At 64.3% G+C, this 18,874-nt stretch carries 21 protein-coding genes; 4 read left to right on the forward strand and 17 right to left on the reverse strand.

Features of this window, described 5'->3' with window-relative positions:
• Window positions 1-39 precede the first annotated feature (39 nt).
• Together AC522E_RS12250 and AC522E_RS12255 are read right to left on the reverse strand one after the other, a co-directional pair.
• Window positions 40-900: an urea carboxylase-associated family protein gene (locus AC522E_RS12250; protein WP_500746545.1), complete on the reverse strand. Its 861-nt coding sequence runs from the start codon at window positions 898-900 to the stop codon at window positions 40-42.
• 44 nt (window positions 901-944) lie between these two features.
• Complete coding sequence (locus tag AC522E_RS12255) at window positions 945-2,369, reverse strand: amidase (protein WP_500746546.1); 1,425 nt, start codon at window positions 2,367-2,369, stop codon at window positions 945-947.
• A gap of 218 nt (window positions 2,370-2,587) precedes the next feature.
• Here AC522E_RS12255 and AC522E_RS12260 point away from each other — a divergent pair, with 218 nt between their 5' ends.
• Both AC522E_RS12260 and AC522E_RS12265 read left to right on the forward strand, forming a co-directional pair.
• Window positions 2,588-3,814 (forward strand): molybdopterin-dependent oxidoreductase, encoded by a 1,227-nt coding sequence (locus tag AC522E_RS12260; protein ID WP_500746547.1) that lies wholly within the window; start codon window positions 2,588-2,590, stop codon window positions 3,812-3,814.
• 8 nt (window positions 3,815-3,822) lie between these two features.
• Window positions 3,823-4,116, forward strand: a complete 294-nt coding sequence (locus tag AC522E_RS12265) for a cytochrome c (protein ID WP_500746548.1) — start codon at window positions 3,823-3,825, stop codon at window positions 4,114-4,116.
• Between the two features lie 15 nt (window positions 4,117-4,131).
• Here AC522E_RS12265 and AC522E_RS12270 read toward each other — a convergent pair whose 3' ends face one another.
• Entirely contained in the window at window positions 4,132-4,782 is a 651-nt protein-coding gene (locus tag AC522E_RS12270; protein WP_500746549.1) for a TetR/AcrR family transcriptional regulator, read from the reverse strand.
• Between the two features lie 81 nt (window positions 4,783-4,863).
• Between AC522E_RS12270 and AC522E_RS12275 the strand changes: the two genes are divergently transcribed.
• Complete coding sequence (locus tag AC522E_RS12275) at window positions 4,864-5,499, forward strand: glutathione S-transferase N-terminal domain-containing protein (protein ID WP_500746550.1); 636 nt, start codon at window positions 4,864-4,866, stop codon at window positions 5,497-5,499.
• Window positions 5,500-5,526: 27 nt separating this feature from the next.
• Here AC522E_RS12275 and pobA read toward each other — a convergent pair whose 3' ends face one another.
• The 14 genes from pobA to AC522E_RS12345 all read right to left on the reverse strand — a co-directional run bounded on the left by pobA (window position 5,527) and on the right by AC522E_RS12345 (window position 17,858).
• Window positions 5,527-6,696: a 4-hydroxybenzoate 3-monooxygenase gene (gene pobA, locus AC522E_RS12280; RefSeq protein ID WP_500746551.1), complete on the reverse strand. Its 1,170-nt coding sequence runs from the start codon at window positions 6,694-6,696 to the stop codon at window positions 5,527-5,529.
• A gap of 37 nt (window positions 6,697-6,733) precedes the next feature.
• Window positions 6,734-7,801 (reverse strand): 3-carboxy-cis,cis-muconate cycloisomerase, encoded by a 1,068-nt coding sequence (locus AC522E_RS12285; RefSeq protein WP_500746552.1) that lies wholly within the window; start codon window positions 7,799-7,801, stop codon window positions 6,734-6,736.
• 12 nt (window positions 7,802-7,813) lie between these two features.
• On the reverse strand, window positions 7,814-9,019 hold the full coding sequence (pcaF, locus tag AC522E_RS12290; protein ID WP_500746553.1) for a 3-oxoadipyl-CoA thiolase: 1,206 nt from the start codon (window positions 9,017-9,019) through the stop codon (window positions 7,814-7,816).
• 1 nt (window position 9,020) lies between these two features.
• Window positions 9,021-9,806, reverse strand: a complete 786-nt coding sequence (locus AC522E_RS12295) for a CoA-transferase subunit beta (RefSeq protein ID WP_500746554.1) — start codon at window positions 9,804-9,806, stop codon at window positions 9,021-9,023.
• A gap of 4 nt (window positions 9,807-9,810) precedes the next feature.
• Window positions 9,811-10,656: a CoA transferase subunit A gene (locus AC522E_RS12300; protein WP_500746555.1), complete on the reverse strand. Its 846-nt coding sequence runs from the start codon at window positions 10,654-10,656 to the stop codon at window positions 9,811-9,813.
• 19 nt (window positions 10,657-10,675) lie between these two features.
• Window positions 10,676-11,302, reverse strand: coding sequence for a protocatechuate 3,4-dioxygenase subunit alpha (gene pcaG / locus AC522E_RS12305; RefSeq protein ID WP_500746556.1), 627 nt, complete (start codon window positions 11,300-11,302; stop codon window positions 10,676-10,678).
• Window positions 11,302-12,027, reverse strand: a complete 726-nt coding sequence (gene pcaH / locus AC522E_RS12310; protein ID WP_500746557.1) for a protocatechuate 3,4-dioxygenase subunit beta — start codon at window positions 12,025-12,027, stop codon at window positions 11,302-11,304. The genes pcaG and pcaH overlap by 1 nt, the downstream gene beginning before the upstream one ends.
• A gap of 26 nt (window positions 12,028-12,053) precedes the next feature.
• Window positions 12,054-12,422, reverse strand: coding sequence for a 4-carboxymuconolactone decarboxylase (gene pcaC, locus AC522E_RS12315; RefSeq protein ID WP_500750670.1), 369 nt, complete (start codon window positions 12,420-12,422; stop codon window positions 12,054-12,056).
• 22 nt (window positions 12,423-12,444) lie between these two features.
• A complete protein-coding gene (gene pcaD, locus AC522E_RS12320) occupies window positions 12,445-13,239 on the reverse strand; it encodes a 3-oxoadipate enol-lactonase (RefSeq protein ID WP_500746558.1) in 795 nt (264 codons plus the stop codon).
• A gap of 20 nt (window positions 13,240-13,259) precedes the next feature.
• Entirely contained in the window at window positions 13,260-13,976 is a 717-nt protein-coding gene (locus AC522E_RS12325; protein ID WP_500746559.1) for an ABC transporter ATP-binding protein, read from the reverse strand.
• Window positions 13,957-14,721, reverse strand: a complete 765-nt coding sequence (locus tag AC522E_RS12330) for an ABC transporter ATP-binding protein (protein WP_500746560.1) — start codon at window positions 14,719-14,721, stop codon at window positions 13,957-13,959. The genes AC522E_RS12325 and AC522E_RS12330 overlap by 20 nt, the downstream gene beginning before the upstream one ends.
• Window positions 14,718-15,791 (reverse strand): branched-chain amino acid ABC transporter permease, encoded by a 1,074-nt coding sequence (locus AC522E_RS12335; RefSeq protein ID WP_500746561.1) that lies wholly within the window; start codon window positions 15,789-15,791, stop codon window positions 14,718-14,720. The genes AC522E_RS12330 and AC522E_RS12335 overlap by 4 nt, the downstream gene beginning before the upstream one ends.
• Window positions 15,730-16,593: a branched-chain amino acid ABC transporter permease gene (locus tag AC522E_RS12340; protein WP_500746562.1), complete on the reverse strand. Its 864-nt coding sequence runs from the start codon at window positions 16,591-16,593 to the stop codon at window positions 15,730-15,732. Before AC522E_RS12340 ends, AC522E_RS12335 begins: the two co-directional genes overlap by 62 nt.
• Window positions 16,594-16,679: 86 nt before the next feature.
• Entirely contained in the window at window positions 16,680-17,858 is a 1,179-nt protein-coding gene (locus AC522E_RS12345) for an ABC transporter substrate-binding protein (RefSeq protein ID WP_500746563.1), read from the reverse strand.
• Window positions 17,859-18,043: 185 nt separating this feature from the next.
• Between AC522E_RS12345 and AC522E_RS12350 the strand changes: the two genes are divergently transcribed.
• Complete coding sequence (locus AC522E_RS12350; protein ID WP_500746564.1) at window positions 18,044-18,826, forward strand: IclR family transcriptional regulator; 783 nt, start codon at window positions 18,044-18,046, stop codon at window positions 18,824-18,826.
• Window positions 18,827-18,874: the final 48 nt, after the last annotated feature.

Raw genomic sequence — 18,874 nt, forward strand, 5'->3', positions numbered from 1 at the left:
ACGGCCGGGTCCGCCTGCCCCAGCCATCTGCGGAGACGCTCAGTCCCCATGCCCTCCGCCATAGGCATTGCGTGCGGGTGACGTCCAACCCATCGGCGCGGCCCTCGGCCTGTAAATCTCCACGAGCAGCGGGTGGCAGGCCGCCTCGTCACTGGAATGCTTGGTGCTGCAATCGCCGCCGGGGCAGGCCGACAACGCGCCGAGAAGATCAATCTCCGCAAAGAACTCGAGGAAGTCGCCTGGCCTGACCGGACTTGCCTTCATGAAATACTGCCCCGTGTCGCGCGTGAAGCCGGTGCACATGAAGACATTGAGCACATCGTGCACCGCGGGCTCGACCGCTTCGCGAGGACGGTCGAGACGCCGCGCGAGGGCCCGTGTCAGGTTCGAGTGGCAGCAATAATGGTAGTCGTGTCCGGACAGGAGCCGGTGCGTGTAGGGATCGCACCGTGTGCCGATCACATCGTGCACGGAACCGCCCCATTCATCGAACCCATACCAGTCGAGGGTATCCTGCGTGATCGTCGCCATAGGGCGCAGATAAGGCAGGGATGACCAGAGTCGGTCTCCTGTGGAAAGATGCGTGCCGTGCAGGGCCCGCGTCTTTCCGGAGAAGAAGCGCTCATTGAGATCGCTGGCGGCCCAGAGATTCAAGTCCCCGACCTGGGGCCCCTCCACGGACACGATGCGGAAAAAGCTGCCCGCGGGAACTTCGAAGCATCTTGCATCGCGTGGCGGCACGACCACCTCGTCCACCTTCCGCCAGCCCTCCCGGGCCGCGCGGTACGCCGCAAGATCGGGCGGAGCCAGACTGTCGACGGGATAGCAGATGACAGGTGCGATCCTCCGGCGCTCATCCGAGTCGAGCGGCTCGGGCAACTCACCCTTTTCACGTTTCATTCGCTTCTCCCGCCTTTCATCGTCGCACTCTCGAGACAAATTCCCTAGATTACCGGCCAGGCTCGCTGCTCGCCTCGGATCCGCTCCCACGCTGCGCTGAGACGCATCACGCCGATATCGTCGAAGCGGCGGCCGATGATCTGCAGGCCGATGGGCAGACCGGCCGCGGTGAAGCCCGCATTGATCGATGCCGCGGGCTGATCCGACATGTTGAAGGCGACCGTGTAGCCGATATGTTCGAAAGGCTCTTCCGGATCGTGCACCGGGGATGCGAGTTCCGCCTGATAGGCGACGACCGGCGCAACGGGCGACAGGACGAAATCGACATCCTTGGTCGCGGCAATCGCGGCACTGCGCATGACCAGCATCTGGTTCATGCCGGAATAGACCTCCGCTCCGGTCAGAGACTTCCCGCCTTCGGCCCAGGCGAGAATGTAAGGCAGGACGCGGGCGCGCTGCTCGTCGTTCAGCGCACCGATATCCATCCAGGCTCGCTGGCGCCAGAAGTCGTCGAGACCGTCCAGCATGTCGCGCGTCACGAAGGCGGGAATCTCCGAAATGATCGCACCCGCCTCTGCGAAAATCTCCACGGCGGCGTCGATGCAGGCGTGCACCTCCGGGTCGAGAGCGATGCCCACTCCCGCTTCCATCATGACGCCGATCCGCAGGCCCCTGATGTCGATGTCGAGATCGAGCCAGGGCAATTCCTGATACGGCAGGCTCATGCCGTCGCGCACATCCGGGCGTACGAGGCTCCTCATCATGAGCGCCGCGTCCTGGACCGTGCGTGTCATCGGGCCTGCCACGCGGCCGTAATAGGTCGGATCGATGGGGATCCGGCCGAAGCTCGGCTTCAGGCCGAAAATGCCGCACCACCCTGCCGGAAGGCGGATCGATCCGCCGATGTCGGTGCCCACATGGAACGGACCATATCCCGCCGCCGCCGCCGCGGCTGCGCCGGCGGAACTCCCGCCCGGGTTCTTCGACAGGTCCCAAGGGTTTCGCGCCAGGGGATGGAAGCTGGAGAGGCCGGACGACAGCATGCCGTAATCCGGCATCGTGGTCTTGGCGAGGATCACGACCCCATCCTCCCGCAGGCGCGCGGCGGGCGGCGCATCCTCGCCCGCTGGGACCAGATCCCGCGCGGCCGTTCCGAGAGGAACAGGCGTGCCGCGCGTGGCAATGTTCTCCTTGATCGTTCCGGGTATGCCGTCCAGAGGCCTGGCCTCGCCCCGCATCCAGCGCTCCTCGGAGGCTTTTGCATCCCTCAGCGCCGCATCCGGATCATACGCGTAGAGAGCCTGGAGCTTCGGCTCATAGGTCTCGATGCGCGCAATCACTGCCCTGACGACCTCGACGGGGGATGTCGTTTTCCGGGCATAGGCCTCCAGCATCTCGGTTGCCGTCCAATCCGCCGGATCCGCCGCTCTTCCGGTATCGCCAGACTGTGAAAATGATCGCGCGTTCAAATGTCCGTTCTCCTGGAGCCACACCCGGAATCGTTGCCGGCCATGCTGCGTCATCGCATGGCCAGCGTAAACCGTTTTCAGGGAAGACCAGCAACGCCCCGACCGCAGAACGGCAGGCTCGAATGGTGTCCTGGCCGATCCTGTCGCGGCGCGATTGGCGCGAACGCGCAATTTGTTGTAACGTGAGTGAACGACTTGAGCGATACGGAGATGCGGCCATGGTCACGCGTCGGACGTTCCTGATCGGATCGGGAGGTGCCGCATTGGCCTGTCCCTCCCTGATGCGGGCCGTGAAGGCCGCCGAGGGCCTGACCCTCGATCCGCAGCTTCCTGCCGGTTTGCAGTCGACTGCGGTTCTTGAAGCGCTGCCCGGCAAAGTGCCGCTGATCAAGCTGAGTTACAGGCCGCCGAACTACGAGACGCCCCTGCATTATTTCAATGACCTCTTCACGCCGAACGATGCGTTCTTTGTCCGGTATCATTTGTCGGACATTCCCGAGGTCGACCCCGCGAAATGGCGCCTGACCGTGGGCGGCGATGGCGCCTCCAAGCCCTTTGAACTCACATTCGACTCTCTCAAGAGCGATTTCCCGGCCATCGAGATCGCAGCGGTCTGCCAGTGCTCGGGCAACCGGCGTGGCCTGTTCCAGCCGCATGTTCCCGGCGTCGAATGGGGCTATGGCGCCATGGGCAATGCGCGCTGGAAGGGTGCCCGGTTGAAGGATGTCCTCGACCGGGCGGGTCTCTCCAAGGAAACGCTGGAAATTGCTTTCGAAGGCGCCGATGGGCCGCCTCTGGAGCAGACGCCCGACTTCGTGAAAAGCATTCCGCTCTGGAAGGCGCTCGATCCGGACACTCTCGTGGCGTACGAAATGAACGGGCAGCCGCTGCCCCATTTCAATGGCGCTCCTGCGCGTATCGTCGTCCCGGGGTGGACGGCAACCTACTGGATGAAACACGTCACCGCAATCAAGGCGCGGACCACGCCGGAAGACAATTTCTGGATGAAGGGCGCCTATCGAATCCCGGTCGGTAAATTTCCGCTCGTCCAGCGCTTTCTCAGCCAGGAGACCGCAGCCAATACACCCATCACCGAGATGGTCGTCAATTCCGTCATCACGGCGCCTGCGGCGGGTGAACGGGTCCAGAAGGGGCGAGCCCTGACGGTCAAGGGCGTGGCCTGGGACGGAGGTTACGGCATCGCGTCGGTGGAGCTTTCCGCAGATCACGGCCGCACCTGGACGCCGGCGCAGTTGGGATCCGACGCGGGCCGGTATTCCTTCCGGCAATGGTCCACCACGGTGGCACCCGACCGCGCGGGCGAGATGATTCTGATGGCCCGAGCAAGGAACGCCGTCGGCCAGACACAGGTCACGACGCTGATCCAGAACCCGGCAGGCTATCACCACAACCTGCCGCACAATATCAGCATTGTCGTCGTGTGAGGTCCGCCATGTGGAAATTTTGCCTGTCCGTTTTGGCTTTTCTCGCTTCCTCCATTGCCCATGCCGATGAGGCGGCAATTGCACTGAAGAACGCGCCAGGCCACGACACGTTGATGAACAACTGCGCGGCCTGCCACAGCCTTGACTACATTCAGATGAACTCCCCCTTCCCGGACCGGAAGATGTGGGAAGCCGAAGTGACGAAGATGATCAAGACATACGGCGCCCCCATCGGCGATGAGGACGCCAGGACGATCATCGACTATCTCTCCAAGAACTATAGCAGTGCTGGGCCGACATAGGCGTCCGGTCGGAAATCAGACATCCATCGGCGAGCCGGCTTGCTGTCCGCAGATCACGCCGACCGCCTTCTGAGCCAACTTGCGCAACGCTGTACGCGACGTCCCCATCCGCGCTCGGATGGCGATGGTATGCAGGGTGGAGGACGCAACCATCGCAAGCGCCTCGGCATCGGCATCGCGGCTGATCTCGCCCTTCTCCTGCGCGGCCCGGATGCGCGCCTCGAAAACCTTGTCGAGAACCTGGAGCCCCTTCGCGAAAGCAGACCGGATCTCGGCGTTCTGGACAGCTTCCGTTGTGGCGGTACCAATCGCGAAGCAGCCGCGCGGTCGCCCCTCTCCGGAGAAATAGATCGCCAGGGCGCCTTCATAGACGCGCATCAGTTCCTCCGCCAAGGGCCGCTTGTTCGCGAGTGCATCGCGCATCGCCGTGAGGCCCACGGTCCAGTAATGGTTGAGCGCCTTCACATAGAGGGCATGCTTGTCCCCGAAAGCCGCATAGAGACTCGGGCGGTTCATGCCGGTTGCCGTGGCAATATCGTCGAGCGATGTGCCGGAATAGCCCGCATTCCAGAAGGCTTCGGTCGCCCGGCGGAGCGCGGTCTCCGGATCATAGGCGCGAGGGCGCCCACGCCGCTTCCGTTCCTCATCTCCCGCTTTTTGTACCATTTCGAAAATAAATCCTTGACGATCGTCATTCCTCGAATAATTTATTCGCATCGGTACAAAATTCAACCTGCGAGCCCCGCCATGGATCTCTATTTCTCTCCTCTCGCTTGCTCGATGGCCTCGCGCATCGCACTCTACGAAGCCGATGCGGCAGTGCGCTTTCGCGAAGTCGATCCGCTCAGCAAGTTCACGCTCGACGGCGAGGACTTCCTCACGATCAACCCTCTCGGCCTCGTGCCTGTCATCCGCACCGACGACGACGAGGTTCTCACGGAGAATGCGGCCATCCTGCAGTACATCGCGGACATGTTCCCGGACGCGGCGCTTGCTCCGCGCGACGGCATGGCCCGCTCGCGCCTGCACCAGTGGCTGTGCTTCATCGGCACGGAATTGCACAAGGCACTCTTTGTGCCCCTTTTCGATCCGAACATGCCGGAAGAAGTGAAGTCGCGGACTCTGGCAAAGGGCGATACCCGCCTCGCCTATCTCAACGACTATCTGGAAGGACGGGAATTTCTGCTCAACGCGTTCAGCGTCGCGGATGCGTATCTCCTGACGGTCCTCAACTGGCAACTTGCGACGCCCGTCGACCTGAAGAAATGGCCGGCCATTCAGGCTTACTACACGCGCCTGAAGAAACGGCCGAGCATCGCCCGGGCCCTCTCGGAAGAGACCGCGCTTTACAGGCAGGAACAGGAGCGCCACAAGGCCGCATGACAAGGAGGCCGCGAACGGCCCCTCCCCTCACGCCGGCAGGCCGGTGTAGTTTTCCGCAAGCGAGCGGGATGCGGATTCCGAGCCGACAAGATAGTCGAACTCCGCTCGCTGGATCCGTCTCCCGAACGTGTCCGTTTCCGGGAAGGTGTGGAGGATCGACGTCATCCACCAGGAAAAGCGTTCGGCTTTCCAGACCCGCCCCAGCACGCGGTTCGAATAATGATCGATTCCGGCCACGGAATTCCCGCGGTAGAACTCGGCGAGTGCCTCCGCGAGGCAGCCGACGTCATTGAGGGCAAGGTTGAGGCCTTTCGCGCCCGTCGGCGGAACGATGTGCGCCGCGTCGCCTGCAAGAAACAGACGGCCGAACCGGAGCGGCTCGGCCACGAAGCTGCGCAGAGGGGCGATCGACTTTTCGATGGATGGACCAGTGATCAGCTTGTCCGCCGTCTCGGCATCAACGCGCCTCCGCAACTCGTCCCAGAACCGGTCGTCAGACCAGGATTCGACCTTCTCCCCGGCCGGCACCTGGACATAGTATCGGCTTCGCGTCGGCGAGCGCATGGAGCAGAGGGCGAAACCGCGCGCGTGATGTGCATAGATCAGCTCGTCCGAAACCGGCGGCCTGTCGACGAGAATGCCGAGCCAGCCGAAGGGATAGACGCGTTCATAGGTCCGAAGGGCATCCGCCGGCACGCTCGCACGGGAAACGCCGTGAAAACCGTCGCATCCGGCGATGAAGTCGCAAGCGATGTCCTGCTCCGCGCCATCCTTGATGAAACGGACCCGTGGCCTGTCTCCATCGAAATCGTGGAGAGACACATTCTCGGCTTCATAGATCGTCCTGGCGCCGGATGCGTCGCGCAGGTGCATCAGGTCCCGCGTGACCTCGGTCTGGCCGTAGACCATGACCGTGCGGCCGATGAGGTCACGGAAATTGAAGCGATGTCTGTCGCCGTCGAAGCAGAATTCGACGCCATCGTGCACAAGGCCCTCCGTGTGCATCCTCGCGCCGGCACCGGCCTTGTCGAGCAGATCGACGCTGCCCTGTTCGAGCACACCGGCCCTGATGCGACCGAGCACGTAGTCCTGGCTGCGCCGTTCGAGAATGATGGTCTCGATGCCCTCTTTCTCGAGAAGGCTGCCGAGCAACAGGCCCGCCGGCCCGGCACCGATGATGACGACCTGGGTGCGCATGTTCCGTTTCCCTCCAGCGGCGATCCGACCGCAACGCTCAGGCGTTCGCCGTAGGAGAAGCGACAAAGCGCATCCCCTCGACAAGCATGCGCGCTTTTGCAAGGCCTGCCCCGGCAGCCTCGGCCATCTGCGGCAGGACCAGCCATTCCAGGGTCCAGGCAGCGCCGGAGCGTTCGTTCTCGTGGACGAGGCCCTGGTGAAGAGTTCCCACCAGCCCCGCATTGAAACGGGCCAGTGCCACGAGCACCTCAGCCTGGACAGGGTTGGATTTGTGCGGCATGGCCGAGGATCCGCCACCTGAGGCGAGGCGCACCTCGCCGATCTCGTTCTGCGCCATCAGCGCGATGTCCTGCCCGATCTTTCCGAGGGTCCCGGACAGGAGCGAAAGCCACGCGGCGAACTCGCCGATCCGGTCGCGCTGAGAGTGCCAGGAGGGGGCGAAGCCGATACCGAGTCGCTCCGCCATCGCGTCGGCGACGGCATCGCCGTGGCCCCTGAACTCGCCTCGCGTCCCGATGGGGCCGCCGAGCTGGATGGCGAGCAGGCGCGGCAGAATTTCACGCAGGACCTCTCCGTGCCGCTCCAGTGGCTGGACCCAGGTGGCGACCTTGTCGCCGACCGTAAAGGGCAGCGCCTGCTGCATGCGCGTATGAGCCATCAGAGGAATGGTGCCATCCCGGACCTTCAACCGGCCGAGAGCCTGCACCAGGGATTCGATGCGGCGTTCGAGCAATCCCGCGAGATCCTTGAGGCGAAGGATCAGGCCGGTATCCGCGATATCCTGGCTTGTTGCCCCCAGATGCACGACCTTGTCGTGGGGTTCTCCCACGGCGCGGCGCAGCTGCCTGACGAGTTCCGGCACCACCACGCCGTCCTTCGCCATTCCCTTCGCAAGCCCGTTCCAGTCCGGCTCGAAGTCCCGGCACGCCACGACGATCCGGAATGCAGCATCTTCTCCGATCAGGCCGAGCTCTGCCTCCGCCTCTGCGAGAGCGGACTCCACCTTCAGCATGGCGGCGAGCTCGGACACGTTGGAAAAGAGCGCGCCGACCTCCTCGTCGCCGACGAGGGACTGAAGCAGGGACGAGGAATGTGGATCGCTCATGACCATTTGAACCTAGACAGCCTCGAGGGCGATGGCGATTCCCTGACCGACGCCGATGCACATGGTGGCGAGGGCGCGCTTCCGGCCGGTCAGCTTCAGCTCCAGCGCCGCCGTGCCGGTGATGCGCGCCCCCGACATGCCGAGGGGATGCCCGAGCGCAATCGCCCCGCCATTCGGGTTCACGTGCCCGGCATCCGCCGGAATGCCGAGCTCGCGCAACACCGCGATGCCCTGGCTGGCAAAGGCCTCGTTGAGCTCGATGATGTCGAAATCCGCCGGCGCGAGGCCAAGCCGGGCGCAGAGCTTGCTCGTGGCCGGCGCCGGTCCGATCCCCATGATGCGCGGCGCCACCCCCGCACTGGCCCCGGCGACGACACGGGCGATGGGCTCGAGCCCGAACCGCCGCACGGCGTCCTCCGAGGCCACGACCAGGGCGGCCGCGCCGTCATTGACCCCCGACGCATTGCCGGCCGTCACGGTTCCATCCTTGCGGAACGGCGTCGGCAGCCTTGCCAGCTGCTCCAGGGTGGTGTCGCCGCGCGGATGCTCGTCCCTGTCGACCACGACCGGGGCGCCCTTGCGCTGCGGGATCGTGACCGGCACGATCTCCCGGGCGAGACGCCCATTGGCCTGGGCGGCGGCGGCCTTCTGCTGCGAGCCCAGGGCGAAGGCATCCTGGTCCTGGCGCGAGACGCGGTACTCCTCGGCGACGTTCTCGCCGGTCTCGGGCATGGAATCGACGCCGTATTGCTGCCGGATCAGCGGGTTGACGAAGCGCCAGCCGATGGTGGTGTCGTAGATCTCGGCCTGGCGCGAGAAGGCCGCGTCGGCCTTCGGCATCACGAACGGGGCCCGCGACATCGATTCGACGCCGCCGGCGATCATCAGCTCGGCCTCGCCGGCCTTGATGGCGCGGGCGGCGGTGACGACCGCGTCCATGCCCGAGCCGCACAGGCGGTTCAGGGTGGTGCCGGGGATCGAGCCCGGCAGCCCCGCCAGGAGAACCGCCATGCGGGCGACGTTGCGGTTGTCCTCGCCCGCCTGGTTGGCGCAGCCGTAGATGACGTCGTCGACCGCCGCGAAGTCGAGGCTGGGAAGGCGTTCCTGCAGAGCCTTCAGCGGCACCGCCGCAAGATCGTCGGTCCGGACGCCGGACAGCGCGCCGCCATAGCGGCCAATCGGCGTGCGCACATACGCGCAGATGTAGGCCTCACGCATCTTAAACACCCTTCTTGCCGCTGTGAGCTTTCTCGGTCCTGGCCTGGAGTTCGCGCAGGGTGGCGAGTTCCAAGTCGGTCGGAGGCGGCGTCTCCTCGATCGCTTCGGCGAAGCGCACTTTCCAGCCGCAGGTCTCCTGCACATGCTCGCGCGTCACGCCGGGATGCATGGAGACGACCGTGAATTCCTTCGTCTCCGGGTCTGGCTTCCACAGGGCCAGATCGGTGATGAGCAGGGTCGGCCCCTCGGTCGAGATGCCAAGGCGCTTGCGGTGATCGCCGCCCTCGCCGTGACCGAAGGAGGTGTAGAAATCGATCTTCTCCACCATTCCGCGGGTCGCCTGTTTCATCGTGATGAACACCTGCCTGCAGGAGGTGGCGATCTCGGGTGCTCCGCCGCCACCGGGCAGGCGCACCTTGGGATGATGGTAGTCGCCGATGACAGTGGTGTTGATATTGCCGAAACGATCGAGCTGCGCAGCGCCGAGGAAGCCTATGGAGATCCGCCCGCCCTGCAGCCAGTAACGGAACATCTCGGGTACCGAGACCGTGGTCAGCGCAGTCTCGCACAGTTCACCGTCACCGATGGAAAGCGGCAGCACGTCGGGCGCGGTGCCGATGGTGCCGCTTTCGTAGATCAGGGTGATGTCGGGCGCATGGGTCAGTCGTGCGACGTTGCACGCTGCGGACGGAGCGCCGATGCCGACGAAGCAGACATCGTCGTTGGACAGCGCGCGTGACGCCGCAATGGTCATCATCTCGTTAGGGGTGAAGGCGGAGATGGTCATTTCCTCAGAGTCCCTTCACGCGGGATGCGAACACATCGGGCCCGACATCGAGTACATTCGCCTTCATCCATTGGGTGAAGAGGTCGCGGTCGGCCGAGATTCTGTCCCATTCGAGATACGCTGCATTGTCGCGGCTGTAGTAGCCATGGGTATAGGATGGGTGCGCACCGCCGGGGACATGAACCACCGAGGCCACGGTCCAATGCGGCAGGACGCAGAGGTTCGGGTGCAGATCCCCGAAATCGTCCACGATCTCCTCCACGGTCACCACGGCGCGCTTGGCCGCGAGCACCGCCTCCTTCTGCACGCCGACGATGCCTTCGATGAGGATGTCCCCGCGCCGGCTCGCTTTCTGGGCGTGAACGAAGGACACGTCCGGCCGATGTGCAGGCACCGCAGCCAGTTCCTCGCCCGTGAAGGGGCAGATGATGCTCTTGATGGCCGGGTTGACCTCCTTGAGGCCGGCGCCGCGATAGCCTCGGAAGATGGCGCAGGGCAGGCCAGCGGCTCCCGCCTCGTAGGCATTGGCCATGGCCGCATGGCTGTGCTCCACCGTCTCGATGGCGCGGGGCCATGCGTTCTCGATGGCGTCGCGCATCCGCCGGAGCAGACCGACGCCGGGATTGCCGGCATAGGAGAAGATCACCGTCTTCGCGAGCCCCATGCCGATCATCTGGTCGTAGATGATGTCCGGGGTCATGCGGATCAGGGTCAGGTCCTTGATTCCTTGGCGGATGACCTCATGGGCGGCGGCGTGAGGGATGAGGTGGGTGAACCCCTCGAAGGCGACGGTGTCGCCATCGCGGAGGTTTTCGGCAACTGCCTCCCTGAGGCTTTGAAACTTGGCCATGATACGCTTTCGATAACGGTCAGATGTCGAAGAACACGGTTTCCTTCTCGCCCTGAAGACGAATGTCGAAGGTGTAGGTCGGCAGTCCGCCCTCCTCGGTCCGCGTGGCGATCAAGGTCGGCACACGAACCTTATGCTCGATACGCGCCAGAACCGGGCACTCCGCATTCGCCGCTTCCTCGTCGCCGAAATACATCCGGGTATGGAGACCCGTATTGATGCCGCGAGCGACGATCCAGAACGTGATGTGCGGTGCCATCGGGCGACCGTCGCGGAAGGGCACGCGTCCGGGCTTGATGGTTTCGAAGCGGTATTCACCCGTTGTGCCGTCCACCGCCTGGCGACCCCAGCCGGCGAAGTTCGGATCCGCCTGGCCGCGCCGCTCCTGCGGGCTGTTGTAAAGGCCGTTCGCATCGGCCTGCCAGATCTCGATGAGGGCATCCTTCAGCGGTGTTCCGCTGCCGTCGAAGACCCGGCCCTTGACGACGATGCGCTCCCCCTTCGTCTCGGGCCCGACCAGCACGAGGCCGAGATCCTCCTTCCAGACGCCCGTAATCTCGACCCAGTTCGGCGTGGTGCCGATATGGACGTAGGGTCCTGCCGTCTGCGAGGGCGATTCCTTCAGTTGACCGAGCTTCTGGACCATCAGTTCCCCTCCATCCGGTTTTCGAAAAGAGTCGAGCGCCGGCCCCGCAGGACGATGTCGAACTTGTACGCCAGCGCATCCATGTGGATGGTATTGTTCCGGTCGAGCGCTGCGATCAGCTGCTCGATAGCCGCCTTGTCGGGAATGGTCGACACGATGGGGCATTGCCAGATCATCGGGTCGCCCTCGAAATACATCTGCGTGATGAGCCGCTGGGCAAAGGCGTGGCCGAATACCGAGAAATGGATGTGGGCCGGCCGCCAATCGTTCACGCCGTTCGGCCACGGATAGGCGCCGGGCTTGATGGTCCGGAACGAGTATCGCCCTTCCTGATCCGTGATCACGCGTCCGCAGCCGCCAAAGTTCGGATCGAGGGCGGCGAGATAGGTCTCCTTCCTATGGCGATAGCGCCCGCCCGCATTGGCCTGCCAGAACTCGAGCAGCGCGCCCGGCACCGGGCGGGCATTCTCGTCCAGCACGCGGCCATAGACGATGATGCGCTGCCCGATGGGATCGCCGGTCCTCGCGTAGTTGCGGATGAGGTCGTTGTCGAGCGGCCCGAGCGCGCCATGCCCGAAGACGGGTCCTGTCATCTCCGAGACGGTGTTCTCGAGCGACAGAAGCGGATACTGCGGCGAACGCAGTACCGAGGTCTTGTACTGCGGCGTCAAGGCGGGCGGATGCCAGCCTCGGTCGCGCTGATAGAATGATCCCTGGTCCGACATGACATGCTCTCCCTCGAGCGGCGCTCTCATTGTCCCTGCTGCGGGGCCTGATCCATTTCCGCGAAGGTCTTCTTGACGATCTTGAAGGCGTGATTGGCCGCCGGCACGCCCGCATAGACGGCCACGTGAAGCAATGCCTCGCGGATATCCTCCTTCGTGGCGCCCGTGTTGCGGGTCGCCCGCACATGCATGGCCACCTCCTCGTCCTGACCCAGTGCCGCAAGCAGCGCGATGGTGACGATGGAGCGCTCGCGCTTCGTGAAGTCCGGTCGCGACCATACCGTTCCCCAGGCGCCTTCGGTGATGAATGCCTGGAAGTCCGCATCGAACTCCGTCATCTGCGCGGTGGCCCTGTCCACATGGGCGTCGCCGAGAACCGCGCGGCGTACAGCCATTCCGGCCTTGAAACGTTCGCTCTCAGACAAGACCAGCCTCCTTGAAATGGTTCTGGATCAGCGCCGTCAGTTGTGTGGGACGCTCGACGCACGGGATATGCCCTGCCCCTTGGATGACATGGAACGTGGCACCCGGAATGAGTTCAGCCGTTCCGCGCACCACGTCGGGGGGTGTCGAAAGGTCCTGATCGCCGGCAATGCAGAGCGTTGGAACGGCGATGCGTCCCGCATCCGGCGTCAGGTCCGCATCGCGGATCGCGGCGCAGGTTCCCGCGTATCCCTCGCGCGGGGTCCGCACGAGCATGTTGCGCCATCCGGAACACTCGTCGGCGCGTTCTTCGCGAAAGGCCGGCGTGAACCAGCGCGTCAGAACGCTTTCGACAATCGCCTCCAGGCCGTGCTTTTCAACCGTGCCGATCCGCTCGGCCCAGCTCTCGGCCGTGCCGATCTTCGCCGCGGTGCAGCAAAGCACCAGAGCCGTGACACGGGCAGGCTCGCGTACCGCTATGCGCTGTGCGATCATCCCGCCGACGGAAAGGCCGACGAGGGCGGCGCTCCCGATGCCGAGGTGATCGAGCAGCGCCAGAATGTCGTTTGCGTGGTCGTCGATGGAATAGGGCGCGGTCGGCGCGTCGGAGAGGCCGTGCCCGCGCTTGTCGTAGAGGACGACACGAACCCGGTCGAGGAAGGAGGGAACCACATCCTGCCAGATGCGGAAGTCGCTCCCCAGCGAGTTGCAGAAGACGAGGCTCGGCCCGTCGGGATTTCCCAGGACCTGATGGTGAAGGACGATGCCGTTGACGCGCATGAATGCCATCGAATTCCTCAATGAATTCCTCAATGCAGAGAGCCGACGCCGATATAGTGCTCGACAAGGTCCTCGTCGGCACGCAGTGCCGCGCTCGTGCCCTGCCAGACGATGCGGCCGCGTTCGAGGATCATGACGCTGTCCGCGAAATCGAGGGCGCTCTCGATGCGCTGCTCCACGAGGAGGATCGTCATGTCGCCGCCGGATGCGAGGCGGGCGAAGGCCGCCATCAGCTCGTCGCAGATCACCGGCGCCAGGCCTTCGAGAGGTTCGTCGAGAAGCAGGACCGCCGGGCGTCCGAGAATGGTGCGGGCCGTGGAGAGCATCTGCTGCTCGCCGCCGGACAATTGCCAACCAAGATTCCGCCGTCGCTCCTTCAGGCGTGGGAACATCTCATAGGCTTCCTCGATGGCAGCGCGCGGGCGGTTCTTCAAGCCCGCGAGCAGGTTCTCCTCCACCGTCAGAGAGCGGAAGATGTCGCGGGTTTGCGGGACAATCCCCATTCCCTTCATGGCGCGGTCGCAACTTTTCAGTCCCGCGACATCCTTGCCGTCCAGCAGGATTTCTCCGCCATGGCGTTTCGTCAGGCCCATGAGGCTCGACAGAAGCGTCGTCTTGCCCATGCCGTTTCGACCAAGAATCGACAGGCGCGCGCCGGCCGGCACGGAGAAGGAGATGTCCTCCAACACCAATGTCGGGCCGTAGCCCGCGCTCAAATGGCGGACTTCAAGCGACTCTGCGGGCATGGGCATAGTTTCCGAGATAGGCTTCGCGGACCTTTTCATTCGCGGCGACGTCCGAGGGCAATCCCTCGAAGATGATCTCGCCCGCCGCCAGGACGATGACGCGTTTGGCGAAGCGGAACACGAGATCCATGTCGTGTTCGATCATGAGCACGGCGAGGCTCGGAGGCAAATGCTCCAGGGCCTGTTCAATCCGCGGCGTTTCGCTCGACGGCACGCCCGCCGCCGGCTCGTCGAGAAGCAGCACCTTGGGCTTGAGCGCCAGGGCGATGGCAATCTCCAGGAGTCGCTGCTGGCCATAGGCGATCTCTCCGACCTTGCGCCGTGCCACATCCAGAAGTCCGAGCGTGCCGAGCACGGTTTCCACCTCCGCCAAGACGTCCGCATCGCCGCGGAAGCGGCCGAGAATACGGGATGCCCTGCCCTCCCGCTGGAGCACAGTGAGGGTCAGGTGTTCCTCGGGCGTCATGTCGGAGAACAGCCGCGTGACCTGGAACGTGCGCACGAGCCCCTTGCGGACCCGGCGGACGGCACCGAGGCGCGTCACATCCTCGCCGTTGAGGACGACGCGTCCCGCACTCGGGCGGAGCTGGCCCGTCACCAGGTTGACGAAGGTCGTCTTGCCTGCGCCGTTGGGACCGATCAGCGCAAGCCGGTCGCCGCCCGCCATGGCGAGATGGATGTTGCGGCTCACCGCTAGGCCGCCGAAGGATTTCGACAGGCCCTCGACGCGAAAGACCTCGCTCATGGCCCCACCCCCTTGCCGCGCCTCGCGGGCAGAACGCTGTCCACCAGGCCGCCGAGACCGCCCGGAGCCACGAGCACCACCGCGATCAGCAGGGCACCGACCATGGTCATCCAGTGGAAAGGGTTGAACGCGGAGACGATGTGCTCGAAACCCATGAAGATCACGGTGCCGATGAGGGCGCCATAGAGATTGCCAAGGCCGCCGAGCACCAGCATGACGAGCGAATTGGCGGAGAGCTCGAAGCTGACGCTGTCGAGACCGACCACCTGGGTCGAGATGGCGGCGAGTGCCCCGCCCATTCCCGCGACCGCGCCGGAGATGACGAACATCTTCAACAGCACGGGAAATACGAACGCTCCCATGGCCCGGATGCGCACGGGATCCTCCTTGATGCCACGGCAGAGCATTCCGAACGGAGATGCCACCACGAATTTCAGGGAGACGAAGACGACGAGCAGGAGTGCGAGGCCGAAGAGATAGGCGGTGCGACCCCAGAGATCGAACTCGAAGATGCCGAAAAGCGGCATCGGGCTGAAACCGGCGAGTCCGTCGCTGCCGCCCGTATAGGCGGACGCCTTGTTGGCCGCCTCATGGGCCAGTTGCACGATGGCAATGGAAAGGACAAGCTGCGCGAGGCCATGGGCCCGAAGCATGATCGTGCCCATGACGAGCCCGGCGGCGGCTCCCGCTGCGGCCCCGATGATGATCAGCGTCATCGGCTCCGTGACACCGCGCAGGCAGGCCATGCCGGCCGCATAGGCACCCGCGCCATAGAGCGCTGCCTGGCCGAGCGAAGCGACACCGCCATAGCCGACGATCAGGTCGAGTGACAGGGCGAGAAGCGCCACCGAGATCACGCGGGTGAGCAGCGCGAGATTGTCCGGGAACAACCAGTAGCCGGCGCCCCCCGCCACCACGATGACGAGCACGCCAATCGCATCGCGCAGCCATGGAGAGTGCGTCGTGGGAGCGCTTGCAACCTGTCGGGATCTGGCGACCGCCTGCACGCTACTGAGCCCTTCCGAGAAATCCGCGCGGAAAGACGCAGACGATGGCGATGACGGCGGCATAGAAGAAGAAGTTCCCGAAATCCGGCATGAGGTAACGTCCTGTCGTATCGATGGCGCCGAGCACGAGGCAGGCGATCAGCGCACCGGGAATGGAGCCCGCGCCGCCGACGGAGACCACGACCAGGAACGTCACCATATAGCGCAGTGCGTAGTAGGGTTCGATCGGCAGGAACTCCGCACCGACCACACCGCCGAAGGCGGCAAGGCCCATGGCGATGGCGAAGCTGATGGCGTAGACGACCTGTGTGCGCACCCCGAGCGCATCGGCCATGCCGGCATTGTCGACCGTCGCTCGCAGCTTGATGCCGAACGCGGTCTTCTCGATGAGGAACCAGAGCCCCGCTGCGACGACGACGCCGCAGGCCATCACGAAGAGCCGATGCGCGACGACGGTACGAAAGCCAAGATCGATGGGCTCTGAAAGGCTCGCCGGCAGCGGTATGGTCTTGAGGGTCGGGCCGAAGAAGAAGTTGGTGATGCCGATCACGCAGAAGGTGATGCCGATGGTCATCAGGACCTGTGTCAGCTGCGGGCTGCCGTAGATCTTGCGGTAGAGAAACCGCTCGAGCGGGATCGATATGGCGATCGTCCCCAGAATGGACAGCAGGATCGCGACCGCATAGCCGGTGCCGAGCTCCCGCTGCGCATAGGATGCGATGTAGCCCGCGATCATCGCGAAGGCGCCATGGGCGAGATTGACCACCCGCATCAGGCCCATCGTCAGGGACAGGCCGATGCAGATGATGAACAACGCCATGCCATAGGCAAAGGCGTCGATCGCGATGCTGAAAATGGTCTGCATGAAGACGTTCCGATCAGCGGTGGAAGTGAGCGGGCCGAAGGTGCAGCCCGCCGGGCTGCACCTTCGGCCCGCTCGATCAGTCCTTCCTACGGAGCCGCGAGTCCCGGATCCTTCTGGTTCGGGAAGGTCTGGATTTCCTTGTTGTAGAGATGGCCATTGGCGTCCTTGGCGACCTCGCGGAGATAAATGTTCTCCGTGATGTGGCGTGTCTCCGAATCGATGCTCACGGGGCCGCGCGGGCTGGTCCAGGCAAGTCCCTTGACCGCGTCGACGGCCTTCTTCGCATCCTGCTTGCCATCCGTCGCCTCGATCATCTTGTAGATGACGTGCATGCCGTCGAATGCGCCGACCGCAGGGAATGAGAGCTGCTCGGCCCCGCCCACAGCCTTCGTGGCCGCCTCGACGAAGCGCTTGTTCTCGGGGGAATCGTGGGAAACGGCATAGTGGAACGTCGTAAGCAGGCCGAGCGCGGCGTCCCCGAGCGCCGGCAGGTCGGATTCCTGCGTCAGATCGCCGGGGGCGAGGAACTTGATGCCGGCCTGCTTGAGCCCGGTCTCGTTATAGGCCTTGACGAAGCCCAGGGTCGTCGGCCCGGACGGCAGGAAGGCGAACACCGCATCGGCCTTCGAATCGCGCACACGCTGCATGATCGGGCTGAAGTCGTTCGTGTTCAGCGGCATTCTGACCGACTCGACCACCTGCCCGCCGGCTGCCTCGAAAGCCTTCTTGAAGGCGACTTCCGCATCGACGCCCGGACCGTAGTCACTCACCGCGGTGATGACTTTCTTGATACCGCGATCGATGGCGATCTTGCCCAGCGGAGTTGTCGTCTGAGCGGTTGTGAACGACGTGCGCACGACCAGGGGCGACTGAGTCATGATGGCGGAGGTGGCAGCGTTGAAGATGACAAGCGGCGTATTGGCCTGGGTGAGAAGCGGCGTGATCGCCATGGCATCAGGCGTGAAATAGACGCCGCCGAGATACTGCACCTTGTCCTTGACGATCAGCTCCTGCGCGAGAGCGCGCGACTGCTGCGGGTTCGCGGCGGGAAGGTCGCGATAGATCACTTCGACATCGTGGCCCTTCACCGATTTTCCATTGAGGGCCATGTAGGCCTCGACGCCGGCCTGGAAATTCTTGCCCTGCAGGGCGAACGGCCCCGAGAACGGGCCGATGATGCCCACCTTGACGGTATCCGCCGAGGCGGCGACCGTGCTGGCGAGCAGCGCGCCGAGGGCAGCGCCGAGAAGCTTCCGTCCAGACATTCCTTACACTCCTCCCAGGAGCCGCATCGGCCTCGTTGATCAGGACCCGCGGTCTCGCATTCGCCTATGGTCTCATAATTTGTGCGCATCGCGAACATTGAAAGCCATATCGAACATGAAGTACAACTTCCTCGACAGTGTCAAGGCTACCAAAGTCCATCGCATCGAGCGATTGCGGAGTTTGCATGCGAAAGATCGAAGCAGAGACCGGCGCGACGGAGGACCGCGACTTCGTTGCAAGCCTGGAGAAGGGGTTGGCCGTGATCGAGGCCTTCGATGCCCATCGACCGCGCCTGACTCTCACCGATGTGGCGAAACTGACAGGGATCACGCGCGCCGCCGCCCGCCGCTACCTGAAGACGTTGACGCGGCTCAACTACGCCGATTTCGACGGCCGCTATTTCAGCCTCAGTCCCCGCATCCTGCGCCTCGGCTATGCCTATCTCGCCTCCACGTCCCTCTCGGCACGAGTTCAGCCCTTCCTGGAGAAGATTTCCGAGCAGACCGGCGAATCCAGCTCGGCAGCGATCCTCGACGGGGACGATATCGTCTATATCGCGCGCTCGGCGACGCAGCGCATCATGTCGGTGAGCCTCGGCGTCGGGACGCGCCTCCCCGCCTATTGCACCTCGCTCGGCCGCGCGATCCTGGCCTACCAGCCGGACGATGTGCTGGACGCCTATTTCAGGCGCGTGCGGCTCGAGCCGCGTACGCCGAAGACCATTACGAAGAAGCAGGCGCTGCGCGCGGCGCTGGAAGCCGTCCGCAGCGAGGGATGCGCGATCATCAACGAGGAGCTCGAACTCGGGCTACGCTCGATCGCGGCGCCGCTCTTCCAGGCGAATGGAACGGTCCGAGTCGCACTGAACATCAGCACTCAGGCGGCCCGCGTACCGGCGGCGGACATGAAGGCTCGATTCCTGCCGCCGCTCCTGGAGGCGACCGAGACCCTCCGCCCGCTCCTCTAGACACAGAACGCGGTCATGGTCTTCCATCGATCGGGCGAGGATTCCCCC

This window comes from Microvirga sp. BF8 (assembly GCF_059888585.1).

Bases quoted from the DNA above. Each gene is read 5' to 3' on its own strand.
- AC522E_RS12250 (WP_500746545.1), bottom strand. From the start codon at position 900: ATGAAACGTGAAAAGGGTGAGTTGCCCGAGCCGCTCGACTCGGATGAG.
- AC522E_RS12260 (WP_500746547.1), top strand. From the start codon at position 2,588: ATGGTCACGCGTCGGACGTTCCTGATCGGATCGGGAGGTGCCGCATTG.
- AC522E_RS12265 (WP_500746548.1), top strand. From the start codon at position 3,823: ATGTGGAAATTTTGCCTGTCCGTTTTGGCTTTTCTCGCTTCCTCCATT.
- AC522E_RS12270 (WP_500746549.1), bottom strand. From the start codon at position 4,782: ATGGTACAAAAAGCGGGAGATGAGGAACGGAAGCGGCGTGGGCGCCCT.
- AC522E_RS12275 (WP_500746550.1), top strand. From the start codon at position 4,864: ATGGATCTCTATTTCTCTCCTCTCGCTTGCTCGATGGCCTCGCGCATC.
- pobA (WP_500746551.1), bottom strand. From the start codon at position 6,696: ATGCGCACCCAGGTCGTCATCATCGGTGCCGGGCCGGCGGGCCTGTTG.
- AC522E_RS12285 (WP_500746552.1), bottom strand. From the start codon at position 7,801: ATGAGCGATCCACATTCCTCGTCCCTGCTTCAGTCCCTCGTCGGCGAC.
- pcaF (WP_500746553.1), bottom strand. From the start codon at position 9,019: ATGCGTGAGGCCTACATCTGCGCGTATGTGCGCACGCCGATTGGCCGC.
- AC522E_RS12295 (WP_500746554.1), bottom strand. From the start codon at position 9,806: ATGACCATCTCCGCCTTCACCCCTAACGAGATGATGACCATTGCGGCG.
- AC522E_RS12300 (WP_500746555.1), bottom strand. From the start codon at position 10,656: ATGGCCAAGTTTCAAAGCCTCAGGGAGGCAGTTGCCGAAAACCTCCGC.
- pcaG (WP_500746556.1), bottom strand. From the start codon at position 11,302: ATGGTCCAGAAGCTCGGTCAACTGAAGGAATCGCCCTCGCAGACGGCA.
- pcaH (WP_500746557.1), bottom strand. From the start codon at position 12,027: ATGTCGGACCAGGGATCATTCTATCAGCGCGACCGAGGCTGGCATCCG.
- pcaC (WP_500750670.1), bottom strand. From the start codon at position 12,422: ATGGCTGTACGCCGCGCGGTTCTCGGCGACGCCCATGTGGACAGGGCC.
- pcaD (WP_500746558.1), bottom strand. From the start codon at position 13,239: ATGGCATTCATGCGCGTCAACGGCATCGTCCTTCACCATCAGGTCCTG.
- AC522E_RS12325 (WP_500746559.1), bottom strand. From the start codon at position 13,976: ATGCCCGCAGAGTCGCTTGAAGTCCGCCATTTGAGCGCGGGCTACGGC.
- AC522E_RS12330 (WP_500746560.1), bottom strand. From the start codon at position 14,721: ATGAGCGAGGTCTTTCGCGTCGAGGGCCTGTCGAAATCCTTCGGCGGC.
- AC522E_RS12335 (WP_500746561.1), bottom strand. From the start codon at position 15,791: ATGCCGCCGTCATCGCCATCGTCTGCGTCTTTCCGCGCGGATTTCTCG.
- AC522E_RS12340 (WP_500746562.1), bottom strand. From the start codon at position 16,593: ATGCAGACCATTTTCAGCATCGCGATCGACGCCTTTGCCTATGGCATG.
- AC522E_RS12345 (WP_500746563.1), bottom strand. From the start codon at position 17,858: ATGTCTGGACGGAAGCTTCTCGGCGCTGCCCTCGGCGCGCTGCTCGCC.
- AC522E_RS12350 (WP_500746564.1), top strand. From the start codon at position 18,044: ATGCGAAAGATCGAAGCAGAGACCGGCGCGACGGAGGACCGCGACTTC.